The following is a 12,702-nucleotide window of genomic DNA, read 5'->3' as shown; positions in this document are numbered from 1 at the left end:
GAGTTGCCTACGTGTCACACCCAGCGTCCTACCAGGTCCTGCCCCCGCAAGGGACCAAAACCCCGAGATTGATCACGACCTCACACAGGCCCTAGACGCGCCCGAAGTCGTCCGCAAGCCGAATGATGTCGTCCTCGCCCAGATAGTCGCCACGCTGGATCTCGATGATGGTCAGCGGTTCGTCTTCATTGTTGACGATGCGGTGGGGCTGCCCGATCGCAATGTCGATGCACTCGCCGACCCTGGAAACGACTGTCTCACCGTCGATGATCGATGATGCGGTGCCTGCGACGACCACCCAGTGTTCGGCGCGGTGCTCGTGGGTTTGGTAAGAGAGCCGCGCGTGGGGCTTGACCTCGATCCGTTTGACCTTGAAACCGGCGCCTTCGTCGAGGATTGTCCAGGTGCCCCACGGCCGGTCGTCAGATTCGCCGATCACAGCTTTCCCTTCGCTTGCAGGCGGCCCCAGCCTAGTGCTGTTACTGGGAACGCCGCGGCGGTGGCGACCTCATTCTGGTCACAGCACGTGCGGACCAGAGGGAGATGCCTGCGATGTGGAGTCCGGCCAGGTAGATGGTGGCGGTCTTGTCGTAGCGGGTGGCGATGCTGCGCCATTGCCTGAGGCGGTTGATGCATCGGTTGCCGTACCTCTCCGGCAGGTGGACCCACTGCTTTCCAGTCTGGAACTTGAAAGCGATCGCATCGATCACCTCACGGTGATCCCTCCACCGGCCACCCCGCTTCGGCGTCTGACCCCGGTGTAACGCTTTTGATCCGCGCCCACTGCGCATCAATCAACGGCACACCCGGACCAACGACGAGTTGATCCAAACGAAACGGCCTAGGGTTTGACGAGAGGGTCAGTGACCGGGAACGAACGTGATCTTGAAGTCGCGTCGGATGAACGAGGAGTCACCGCGTGATAGGACAGCGTGTGCTCGGTAGAAGCCGCGGTGTTCAGCTTCGTTGTGCCAGATGCTGAGGCGGTCCACTTCTTCTTCGGAGAGGCCCGTGAGCTGGGCGAGCTGTCCATTGTTCGAGCCGGTGCGGTGGCGGTGGAAGACACGGGCGATCTTGGCTGTCTGCACCTCGTCGTCGAAGAAGGGACGCTTCCCGTAGTGGTCGTGCAAGGCGTCCCAGTGGTGGGAGGAGCATGCAGCGACGGGGCGCTGCCCGTCCCGTTCTGAGCTGTGAGGATGGGCGAAGGAGGAGTCAGCCACGGTTCCCGTCTTGTCCCCGGAGGTGACGGCCCTGCCGCACCAGTCGCAGCCAGGACGCGGATGCGCTGACACCGTACGTGCCCTGGCTGTCTCGTTCTCGCTCCATTGCTGAAGGGCCCGCCGAGCCAGGCGGGCACGAGGGATCAGATCCGCTATGTGCTGCAGCAGAGGGGTGAGCGCGGTGACGGCAGGCGCGAGCGGTGCAATCTTGCGGAAGAGCGGATAGCAGTCCTCGATGAGCATCTGGGCGCGGCTTGTGCACTCATGGAGATTGACCTCATCGAGCCCCGGTCCGACCAGGGGCACATGCGCAGCCACAGACTGCTCCGCTTCGAGAAGTTCCTGGAGCCGCAGCAGCGTTGGATCGCCAGGGACACTCCAGTGGGCAGCACGGAACACCCGGCCGACCCACTCCACCAGTACCCGGTCGTCCCGCGTCCGGATCAAATCCTCGAACGGAGTTCTGCGGACGACGCCCAGGTCGTGCGTGCGCCAGAACGCACGAGTCCGCCTTCCGGCAGCCTGTGCTTCCTGCGTCGCGGCCATCTCCAGCATCGTGTACTGAAGGGAACCCAGCCCCGGGTCACGGTTGTGTTCGGCTGATACCCGCGCCATGACTGTCTGCGCTGCACGCACGTACCACTCGGTGTCGACGTCTGCTGCTTCTGTGCCCAGAGCCCGAACCGCGGTATGCCGTTCCAGCCCATCAACCGCTTCCCGCGCATGTGTGAACCGCGGTACACCGCGGGGCCATCGGCCCGCAGGCCCGAGCGCGAACCGGCGGGCGATCGCCGCCGCTTGGTCTGCAGCACCCTCGCTCGTGGCGGCAGCCCGCGCAGCCTTCTCGATGCGGCGGATCACACCGTCATCCCGGTGCCTGACGAACTCGCTCAGCGCCCACCGGACTCCTGCTTCGGGCAGCGGAACCTCCGGACGCATGGTGAGCACTTCGATTGCGCCCACTCGCAATGGCCGCCCTCTGCGGCACGCTCCCCGCAGGGCCGTCGCCACCGCGCACGCCCCCTCGGGAAGCGAGGAGGCGGATCCCTTCTTGCCACGCCATTCACGGGCGTTGCGCGGCAGCAGCCCTACCCTCCGCCACGTTTCCAGCTGCTCCTGCGTCGCTCCCGACTCCTCCAGAAGATGCGCATCCGCTGGGCTGACCGATCGTGGCATTCGGCCATGATAGAACCCCGGGACGTTTCGTCGGGTGAGCAGCGACGCGGGTTGCTGCAATGGGCGCAGCCAATCCGTTGCCGGCCACCGCCGGCCTGTTCGAGGGAGCCCGTGCTGTGTCGGGGAACGAGATGATCGAGTTGATCGCGGCGCTGGGGAGCGCCGCATCCGGTGTGGCCGCCCTCATCGCCGCCATGCGGCGGCCTGCCCGCCGACAGGAGGAACACCGGCCCCTCACGCACGCGGATGCTGATGGCGACGTGCCCGGTTGCCCCGGCCCGGCAGGTCCGCAGCCTTAAGCGCATGACATCGCAACCAGCAGCGACTGCCCCTGGCGGGAGCAACCAACTCGGCGCAGGCAGAGCTCATAGGACCTGCACCGCTTTGGGGCCGTTCCACCAGTGGTCGAAGCCCACACGCCAGGCTATTGCCAGCATCCTGGAGTACTCGGCGTCGGCCGTATCCAGGGCCGACAGCCGGGTTGACGACGTCGACTGCCGCTGGCGCCGAGCCCACGGTGGCTGTAGTCGTGGCGCCTTCCGGCGTCGACGCTGTCATCACGATGCGTCTGGCTCACCATGGTCGGCGGAGGTCGACGTAGAGGTCCTCGGTGAGTGCCCGGTGGATCTCGGTGTTTGCGTGCTCCTCCAGCGCGGCATACAGGCGCTCTTGCGGAGACCCGGGCGGCAGTGTCGCGCGGACCTGTGCGGCCCGATCTCGCAGGTCCAGATCGCGTGGGTACGGCTGGCCGAACGAGGTCGTTTTCACCCCTGAGGTGACCGATCTGAACAGGCTGCCGCCCACCTTCCGGTAGAGCTCTTGCGAATGCCGGGCTGCGGCGATGAGCAGGTCGGTGATGAACTGCGGCTCTTCCCAGACCAGATCGCGAGGGGCACGGGCCAGCAGGGGAGTGACGCGGGCGATCTGTTTCTCCTCACCGCTGCAGACGGCTTCGGCTATCACCTCGCGAACGTCGGCATCGCAGGTGTTGTCGGCGACGGTGGCGAACAGATCCCCGCCATACAGTTCTCGGCGCCAGGGGTGGTCACGGTCGGCTGCCAGCCACTGTCGTAGCCGCCGCAGCAGCACACCGCGGCGGGAGCTGCGTCCGAAGGCCAGCGCGGCGCTCCAGCGGTAGGGCAGTGGTTCATACTCGGCCCTGGGGGCAGGATCGTTCTCCCAGGCTTCCACCCGCCGCATCAGGACATCCAGCGCTTCGTCCTCGTGCGTCGCCGACAAGGCAGCCAGCGCCTTCTGCGCACGGTGACCCCGCAGCGTCGGCGTGCCGACCAGTTCGGCCTGGCAGAAAGCGCGCTGCGGCGGCGTGAGCTCGGTCCACGACAGGGCTTGGGGGCCCACAAAGGCCCAGCCGAATGCTTCGGCACCGAAAGCCACGTCGGCGAAGGAAACGGAGCACAGCAGCTTGATTCCCTGCTGCCGTCGTAGCGGGTGTCGAAGCATGCCGGTGGCCAGGCCCATGACCTCAGCGCGCACGGCAGCGTTGTGGTGCGTGGACAGCCGATGAGCCAAGGACAGTTCGTGGGAATCCAGGCGGCCCTCATCGATCACCAGTCGAGCGCGGCTGGCCTGCAGCGCGGCCTGTGCGCCCACATCGCTGGCACCCACCACCCTCCGCGCGGCCTGGCGGGCGGCACCGGCATCTGTCGACCACAACGCCGCGAGCGCCGGCCCCGCGAGATGGAGCATGATGAGGTCTCCGCATGCGGGGGCTTCCCGCACGATGACAGCCGCGATAGCGGGCCGGGCCAGCACCAGATCCTGCACGAGTGCCGCAGCCGCAGGCGGGGAATCGGGAAAGACCTCAGCCCCGTCGGCCAGCAGATCCCTCAGCATCGCCCAGACCGCATCTGGGCCGAGAACGACGAGATCGGCAACCGTCTGGTCCAGCCGGCGGCGCCACTCGGCTTCCGCCCGGATCACATCGACATCCTCAGCATCAAGCCATTCATGCCAGCCGCTATACAGCACGATCGCCAGCCGGTGGCTCACCGTGCCGGGCAGCGCTTCCACCACCCCCCGGGCCGCCGCTGCCACGACAGGGGAGCCGTACTGCACGTGCCAGTGGACCGCACGGCGCACCGCCAATGCCACCACCGGATCCGGCTGCACCTGCCTGGTACGGGCCGCCAAGGCCTCCAACGCTTCCGCCTGTGTCTGCTCACCGTGACCCCAAAGACCCTCGAGGGCCACCTGCATGCTCCGAGCCGCAGCACCGGCACGAACCCCATCGTCTGCCCCGTACGCGTCCAGCAGGACCTCGTAAGCCTGCTGCGTGATCGGCGCAACCAGCTCAACAGCCACCTGCAGCCGGGAGACACTGAGCGTGCGGCCGTCAAACACCTGCTGCATCGCCTCCGGCGCGAAAAGAGGATCGAGCAGAGCGAACGGCATCCGATCCACACCCCGCACCGGCCCCTGCTGCGCCCAACGGGCCACAGCGTCAACCACTGCATGCTGATACAGCAGCGGTTTCCCCGGCGCGTAACAGGCAAGATCGCTCAGTACCCGCAACGCCGCATCAGGGTGCTGTGCCGGCGGACGAAGGTCATCGCGGTCCAGAAGCCACAACAGTTCTAAGGCTTCGCCCAGGTGCGCGGGGTCTTGGGCAATGCCTGCCAGGACCGGCGGGAGGCACTCCACCGGGTGATCACCGCGGGCGTGACCGCTGCCTGTCACCAAGCGCACCAACTCCAGCACCCTTCGCGGCTGGTAGGGAGCGATCTGCTCGGCGATGCCCAGCAGGTGACGACGTTCCAGGAACTCGCTGTGAGCATAGGCGTCCATGAACGCGCGCCACAGCTCTTCCACCGGTGAGCGGCTGCCAGCCTGCAGGTCGCTCCACTGCCAGTCCAACCGACTGGCGTTGACCAGGGCGTGCACCACAGGCGTCCCATCCCCGTGGGCAAGGATCTGTTCCAGGTACCCGGTGGAGATACCGGTGGCGGGGTCGACGGCCGCTTCGGCCAGCAGCACATCGCCTAGTAGATCGGGCAAGATACGCAGCGAGTTGCCCCTGCGCGTCAGCACCCCACTGTGCGTCAGCCGATCCAACTGGGCCCGCAACAGGGCGCTCTGGCCACCGAGCAGGCTGGTCACGACATCCAGAAAGCCAGAATCGGCCAGGCGGAACGGCTGCAGTGCCGCAACCGCGCCCAGCAGACCCCGGTCAGCGTCCGGGGAGGGGGAGCCGGCCAGCGCCTCCTCGATGAACGCATCCAGTACTTCTTGGCGCAGATGGGCGTCGCTCTCCAGCCTACGAGGATCGAGTCTGCCGTCGGCGATCCGGACTGCGCTGAACACCAGCAGGAACGGACAGTCACCCACCGCAGCCGCAAGCCGGCGGGCCAGGTACGCGTGCGAGGTGCCGAGAACCTCCGCGGCGAGCTGGGCGGCGGCCTGCGCGGAGAGTTCTTCCAGCTCCCACGACGGCACCTGACTATGGTCCACCCCGGCCTGGCGGAAGGCCGTCCTCAGCAGTGCCCACCCCGAGGGTTGGACGGAGAAGAGCAGCAGCGCCTCGGGCCGCTCCTGCCGGATGCCGCGAATGATCCCTGCCAGATCCTCCGCACGCTGATGGGCGTCCTCGATGAACACCAGCAACCGGCCCTCCGGCGGCAGCTGCGCTGCGGCGGACACCCCGGCGGGCCCGGAGCCCAGCACCCGGACGACTCCCTGTCCGCCGGACTCGAACGTTTCCGCCAGCGCCTTCAACAGACGGCTCTTACCCTGGCCAGCCGGGCCCGCCAGTACCCCGAGTCCCTCTGAAGCACCGCTTGCCGTGGCGAAGTCGGTCAGCTGCGCCAAAATGTGCTCACGCCCTCGCAACGCCCACCGGTGCTGGCGGCCCTGCAGGGCAGCAGCATCATCGAATGCTGCGGAGGGCGTGAGCCAGACCGCTGGTGCATCGCCGGGCGGAGGAGGGCAATTGACGACCACGTTGCCGCGCATCGCGGCATACACCACGCCGCCAAAGGACGCCGTATTGGCCTGTATCTCCCCACCGGTACCGCCCGCCGCAGGGTTCCCCTCCGGGGCCGATGGCTGGTTCCTCTCGCTCACCTGGTGAGTCTCCTTGTGTCCCCGGGGCGTGGCGGATGAAAAGCGGCTCGGCTTTCGGCCGCATTCGGCAGGGGTATACTGTCGGCCGCCGCAGCCGATCCAACGGGCTATTCATCCAGTTGCTGCAGGCCCCGAGTCTCGGGATGCCCATACAGGGCCAGACCGTCGACCAGCGCCTGGTAGTGCGGCCGAGAGGCGTTGGTCAGCAGCGGATGCAGCTCGCGCAGCCACTCTGCCAGCAAGAACCCGGGCGCAGCGACGACGCCGCGCCCGTCCAGAGCGCGCTGGCGAACCCATCGCAGCCCCGGATCGATCTGTTCGTGCACCGGTTGGGTCTTCAGCAGGCTGATGAGGGTGTCCGTGGTGAATCGACCTGCCCCCTCAGCGGTGGTCCAGGCCTCGAGCACGGCCGTCAGAGGCGTCAGCGACAGCCACCGGCCGCGGATCCGGCGCAGCGTCCCGTCCACATCCACATCGGCCACAGACACAGCGGGACTGGGCACCAGCTCATCGAAAAGAGTCTCCTCCGCCAACCATCCCAAATCGTCATCACCATGGTGCGGAGCAGGCCGGGTGAGCACCGACTCCATCAGATACGGCCAGACCGCGGCCAGGGGAGGGACGAGCTCGGGTTCATAGGCCGCAGCCATCTTCATCCCGTGCAGCAGATGACTGAGTGCTCCCGCCGAGACAGCGAGCTGATCGGCCAGAGTGGTCAGTACCTCAGGCTCATCCACCGCCGTCCGCAGCAGGGCCGCGGCCACCGCACTGTGCTCCTCAGCCCGGCGCTCATAGTGCCCCTCGGCCCAGGAACACGCGGTGCGCGCATAGGCCTCCAGCAACGGTGCTCTCAAACGGCGCGCCGCCGCCGTGCGGCAGTGCCGCGTACGAGCGGCCTCCAGCACCAAGGGGACCACCGTACCCAGGGGCGCCAGCACACCCTCCTCACCCGTCAACTCCTCCAAGGAGCACACCGGCGGGCGCGCCGCATGCTGAGCGCGCAGAACACGGCTGGCCTCCTGCACCACCAGGCGCACGCCGACGTCCGCGCACTCCCAGGCCACCACGTGATGACACCGGTGCCTGTCCGCCACACAGGCGGCAGACCACACCGGACGCATGCCCTCGACGAGATGGTCGCGTACCTCATGGACTGGATCGGCTGCACAGCCCAGCACCACATCGCCCAGACGATCCAATTGCCAGGCCTTCAATAGCGGGGGTGCCGCAGCGGCCACAGCAGGCAGGAGAGACAGGGGCAGGGCGAGGGCGGCCAGACGACGGGCATCCCACGGCAGTACGGCCTCGGCTAAGCCCTTGGACGGCTCCGGCACAGCAGTGGCAGCGGCGGCCAGCAGATCCAGCGACCACCGCATGTCTTCCGCCGGGATCGGCCGTCCCTGCGCCGCGGCCACCACGACGGCCGCAGCCAGAGCGCAGGTACCGTCATCACTGCCAGCAAGACTCCGGGCTCGCGAAAGATCAAGCTTCAGCCGATCGATGTCGCAGGGCTCCGGCACCAGGACGCGGTGTACCCCGCGGACACCACAGGCGTACCGGCTTTGCAGCTCATACCGCAGCATCTGGCCCGCGGACCGGGCTCGACGCTGCTCCAGCTCGCGCGCGATGTCCGACGTTGGCCGCACTTCCACAGCCATCTGGTCACCGGCGGGCACCAGGACGTAGCACTCCCAGTCCAGGTGGGCGGCCCAGTTCCCGACCGCCAACCGGTCCGCACTCTCGGCGCCTGCCGCACGTAACCGCTCAGCCACCTTCTTGAGTCGGGCCAAGGCCTTGTTGTCCTCGCGCTGCGCAGCGGCAATCACCAGGTCCATAGCGACCTGCATCGGCGTCCGCTCCGCGCTCGCCCGGCCCATGGCTTGGCTTGAGACCACACGGCCGTTCTCTAGCTGCCACACCACGGGAAGGGCCAAGAAGGCGTCCAGCTCGTCGGTGACGTCTCCCCGGTGCCGTGCCAGCAGCCCGTAAGCCAGGCCGGCCCCGGCCACGGTCCCCACCCGCTCCACAACCACCCTCGCGGCCTGCCGAACGGACACCGATCCGACGGCTACCTGGCTCTCCAGCCACCGCTCGAGTGCCATAAGGGCGCTCATACACGGCTGCGGCCCGGCCAAAGCGCCCTGGTACCAGGCCCACGCTCCAGCATCACCGGCATAGCCACGAACGCCCGTCTCCAGTAAATCTACGCTGACCTCGACCCGCTGACCGACTCCGGCATCCGGCTCCTTCTCCTGGAGCGCCCCGGCCAGCAGCTTGCTGATCAACGCCATGCCCTGCCGCGGAGCGGCCCGCAGCAACGGAAAGAACGGGCCCCGATACCAGGCCGCCTGGCTCCGCGCTACTGGACCGAGATACTCATGACCGCGCACCACATCTCGCAGCGCATGCTTCGCCCGAGTAGAGCCCGGCAGGTAGTAGGCCAAGGCCAGTTCCACCAGCAGGCCGGGGGCACCGGCCGCCAATGAACACGCCGCATCCACGCGGTCCACGGCGGGCACCAGGGCATGCGGCCGCTGCCGGGCCAGTCCCCGCAGCATGGCGACCGCCCGGTCATCGCAGTCAGCTCCCAGCAACGCCAGCGCCTCGATGAACGTCTCCGACGGAAAGGCAGGAGCCGAGCGGAGCACGGCATCCCGCAGCGCCACCCGGATGGAGCGGTAGGCGGCGATGTCCGATCCCCGGACTTCCTGCAAGGCCACACTGCGCAGCCACTCCAAGACCACCTTCTGGCCCACATCGTCCTTCGGGCCGGTCAGCACTGAGGTGTGCTCCACCAGCCAGCTCACGACCGGCGCCGTTATCAGAGCAGCACTCAGACCGTCCTCAGCCAAACGCGCCGCACAGCGCAGCAACTGCGCCAGCAGCGCCGGCTCCTGCAGCAACTCTCCGGTCAAGCCAGCCAGGACCTCCCCGCACCAGCCAGCGGCCAGCACTGCCTCCCACGGAATCTCCTCCCAGCGGGAGCCATGCAGGCCCGCCAGTTCCCGGAACGTGGCATGAACCTGAAGCCAGCGCATCGGCAACGGCGCGGCAGCCCCCGGCCCCAGCCGGATCTGGCAGAAGATACGGGCCGCGCGGACTGCCCACCGCGGACCATGGGCACCCAGCAGCGCAATACCACCGTCCAGCAGCAACCGCCGTACGGTGGCAAAATCCCGATACACATCGTGGGCAAAGCGGTGCTCCTCCGCGGAGACCGCGGACGCCGGACCCAGCGGCGCCAGCAGACCGTCCGAGCGCAGCGCCGCCAGCGCCGCCCCTGGCAACGCCACCGCACGGCGACCGGCCAGCCGCTCCTCCGCCAAGGAGACCAGGACCGCTGCCCGGTCATCGGGCGCCACTCCCTGCACACTTCTGCCTTGATTCAGCACCAGCGCAACCCATACATGGGTATACACATCGGCCTCACTGGCTAACACTTCTGGCAAGCCGGCGCCGCGCCGCGCCGACCGCAACAGCAGGTCGATAATCAACAGACGGCGCAGCAGCCAGCGAGAGCGGGCCTGACTGGCTAAGTGCAACAACTGCGGGGCAGCGGCGAGGACATCACCGATCTCCTCATCGGTCAACGGCGGGACGGACATCTGCGCCACGTCCACCGAACTGATGCGCCCAGCCAGCTCCCGCACATTCTCCCAAGCGTCATCCCGGCACACCAGAACCGGCGTGAGACCGGCACCCACCGCGGCGCCCAGCCCCTCCACACACAGCTCGGCCAGCCCATCCTGCGCAGCCTCTGCGCCGTCGAGCACCAGCACACCGCGCAGCCCGCCCGACGGCGGCGCTCCTTGGGCTCCCACGACATCGCCCAAGAGCTGCACCAATGCCCCGGCATGCGGCCGCATCGCCCCCAGCGGCGCCACCAACACCAACCTGGCCTCGGCGCGCAGCGCATCAGCAGCCCGAAGGATCAGCGAGGACTTGCCGACACCGGGCTCGCCCCGGACCACCATGACCTGCCCCGCAGCGGTATCCCGTACCGCCTCGACCAAGGCCTGCAGCGCAGCGGTGCGTTCCAGGGCCAGCGGGTCTCCCTCCGCGATGTCCAGAGCTTGAGGTAGCCGCCGTAGCTGCTCCTCCCACCGCTCGAACAGCAGCTGGCCGTCCGGGCCTGTGTGGTATGTGATGTTCTGGACACCGTGCTGCACGGCATTGACGGTGCCACCAGACTCAGCGCGGTTGACCTGCGACAGCCCAGCGGCCGGCTGCCCCTCGCGTTCGGCATCAGGGGCTGGCGGCTCACTCACCGCTCAGCCGGTCCCGGTACGTGCCCCGGCGTCTGCGTGATGGTGAGGGTGCCCTTCTGCACCGCGTTGATAACACCCCCGCCGCTCGCCGTGTTCATCTGGATCGCTTTCGACACCCCTGCTGCCGTCTCACCGCCAGGCCGGGCCGACGGCGGAGCTGTGCCATCCAGAGCGGCGATGGTCTCGATGGCGGCGGCTGCCGCATGTACCGCTGCCTTCTCCTGCGAACCCGCAGCGTCGGCAGCCGCCTTGTATCCGTCCGTATGGTCACTGATCCCGCGGACCGTGAGAGTCTCCATACCCCCCAGCGCACCAGTCGCGGCAAGTCCGACGCTCTCCATCTCAATGGCGGCGGCATCGTTGTAGTTGCGGAACAACATCTCCCGCAGCCCGGAAGCCAGCGAGCTCAGCACTGTCTCGCCCGCCGCGATCGGCTTGAAATGGACCTTGGGCGACTGCTGGCCAGCACGGTCCCGACCGCCCGCGATGCGCTGCTGCCACGCCTCACCCTTCAAAGCGTGCAAGGCCGTCTGGAGCAGACCGTGTGGAGCAACCCAGCTGTCCGGGCGGGCCAGCACCGCACCGTCGACATGCTTGGCCCCGTCATACGCATAGATCTTCGTACCCACCAGGACATCGCCGATACGGACATCGGCCTTCAGGCTGCCAGCCACCCCGACGAAGAAGACCGCACGAGGCATGAACCGGATCCGAGCCTGCTCGGTAACGAACGCGGCCGGACGGTTACCCGGCCCTGCCTCAGCGAGGAGGACAGGGCACCCGGCACCGCTCACCTTCCCCGCCTCGAACCACGTGCCATCGTGCACCAGCCGCTGCGGACCTTTGAGATGCGCACGCACGGCTTCGTACTCCAGGCTCAAAGCGGTCAGCACCACCACCGGCCTGGTCGACTCGAACTCGCTCTCGTCCACAGGATCTTCCTCTCACAACAACCCCTCCTACATTATCCGCATAGGGGACGTAAGGCTGGGCAGTTGACATATACGCGATATCAGTCTGTCCTGCGTCATAGCGGCCTGGCTGCACGCGAGTTCGGTCGGGGCGCTGCTACTTGCCCCGGAGTTCATCGATCCGACGCTGCTCCCAGTAGTCCAGGATCATGTCGAGGCGCCTGACGGACGGTTCGATGCGGTTCAGGTCTCGGTCCAGGTTGATGAACGGAATCATCAGTCCGGTGAGTGACGACGTCTTGGACTTCAATCCCTCCGCCTGTTTCGCCCAGGACGTCAGGTGTTTGGATACGTGGCTGAGGCCGGTCAGCATGCGGGCCATGTCGTCATCTGGGAGGGAGGCGTCCGCTTCCCCGGAGCTGTTGACGCCCAACAGTTGCTGCGCGGTGGCTACGGCCGCGATGACGGCTTGCACACGCTTCTCGGCGTGATCGTGGAATCGGTGGGCCATCGCTTTGACATCGACGTTGACGCCTTCGACGAGTCGACCCCGAAGCTGCTGTGGCGTCACGACGGGAGCTGGGTCCGATGACGCCATCGTCCACGCGATTGGCTTGTGCCGGCCGACAAGTTCGTCGGCCAGAACCCTATAGGCCAGTACAAGATCTGAGATCAGGTCCGGCTCCAGTGTGTCTCGGTGGTATGCCGCGTTGCGGTACTGGTGCAGCCGGTCGAGCACTTCGCGTTCATGGGCTGTCAGCACGCCCCTCTGCATCAGGAACTTGGTCTTTTCGTGCAGATGGTTGTCCATAGCCTTACGGCGATCCGGTCCCACGTGCTCATCGACCAGTCGGCTCAGCCGCTCGTCGAGCTCCCCGCCGCTGTCACGGAACGCGCGCATCTCCTCAATGACGCTGTCAGCGATCTGGAAAGCCAGCTGGGCGTTGACCTCAGAAGCCGTATCTCAACCGATCACGGAGCGTGCGGGTCGAACAGGTTTCCCGCCGGGGTGATCTTCCCGTTGTACGCGCATGAAGACAGGGCCTC

7 protein-coding genes and 1 pseudogene are annotated in these 12,702 nt (G+C 67.2%); 1 reads left to right on the top strand and 7 read right to left on the bottom strand.

All coding sequences use genetic code 11. From position 1 onward, the window contains the following. Positions 1-91: 91 nt before the first annotated feature. From ACFZCY_RS45240 to ACFZCY_RS45210, 7 genes are all read right to left on the bottom strand, one after another. The gene (locus ACFZCY_RS45240) at positions 92-439 is read right to left on the bottom strand and encodes a cupin domain-containing protein (protein WP_391187644.1); all 348 of its coding nucleotides are present in this window, start codon (positions 437-439) and stop codon (positions 92-94) included. Positions 440-479: 40 nt separating this feature from the next. Further along, positions 480-791 (bottom strand): transposase, encoded by a 312-nt coding sequence (locus tag ACFZCY_RS45235; protein ID WP_391187642.1) that lies wholly within the window; start codon positions 789-791, stop codon positions 480-482. A 69-nt stretch (positions 792-860) separates the two neighbouring features. After that, complete coding sequence (locus tag ACFZCY_RS45230) at positions 861-2,396, bottom strand: hypothetical protein (protein ID WP_391187640.1); 1,536 nt, start codon at positions 2,394-2,396, stop codon at positions 861-863. 573 nt (positions 2,397-2,969) lie between these two features. Further along, positions 2,970-6,476, bottom strand: a complete 3,507-nt coding sequence (locus tag ACFZCY_RS45225; RefSeq protein WP_391187638.1) for an ATP-binding protein — start codon at positions 6,474-6,476, stop codon at positions 2,970-2,972. Positions 6,477-6,583: 107 nt separating this feature from the next. Then, on the bottom strand, positions 6,584-10,645 hold the full coding sequence (locus ACFZCY_RS45220) for a hypothetical protein (protein ID WP_391187636.1): 4,062 nt from the start codon (positions 10,643-10,645) through the stop codon (positions 6,584-6,586). Positions 10,646-10,740: 95 nt separating this feature from the next. Then, on the bottom strand, positions 10,741-11,676 hold the full coding sequence (locus tag ACFZCY_RS45215) for a nucleosidase (protein WP_391187634.1): 936 nt from the start codon (positions 11,674-11,676) through the stop codon (positions 10,741-10,743). A 136-nt stretch (positions 11,677-11,812) separates the two neighbouring features. Continuing rightward, positions 11,813-12,466 carry a hypothetical protein gene (locus ACFZCY_RS45210; protein ID WP_391187632.1) on the bottom strand — a complete coding sequence of 218 codons (654 nt, stop codon included), beginning with the start codon at positions 12,464-12,466 and terminating at the stop codon, positions 11,813-11,815. 24 nt (positions 12,467-12,490) lie between these two features. Between ACFZCY_RS45210 and ACFZCY_RS45205 the strand changes: the two are divergent. Then, positions 12,491-12,702, top strand: a pseudogene (locus ACFZCY_RS45205) (hypothetical protein); the annotation flags it as partial.

Source organism: Streptomyces sp. NPDC007983, from assembly GCF_042958345.1.
Lineage (GTDB): Bacteria > Actinomycetota > Actinomycetes > Streptomycetales > Streptomycetaceae > Streptomyces.
Note: the sequence above shows the minus strand (reverse complement) of the source record. Positions and strands in the feature narration are given on the sequence as shown.

Coding starts and splice junctions, on each gene's coding strand:
- ACFZCY_RS45235 (WP_391187642.1), bottom strand. CDS start 791: ATGCGCAGTGGGCGCGGATCAAAAGCGTTACACCGGGGTCAGACGCCG.
- ACFZCY_RS45210 (WP_391187632.1), bottom strand. CDS start 12,466: ATGGACAACCATCTGCACGAAAAGACCAAGTTCCTGATGCAGAGGGGC.
- ACFZCY_RS45230 (WP_391187640.1), bottom strand. CDS start 2,396: ATGCCACGATCGGTCAGCCCAGCGGATGCGCATCTTCTGGAGGAGTCG.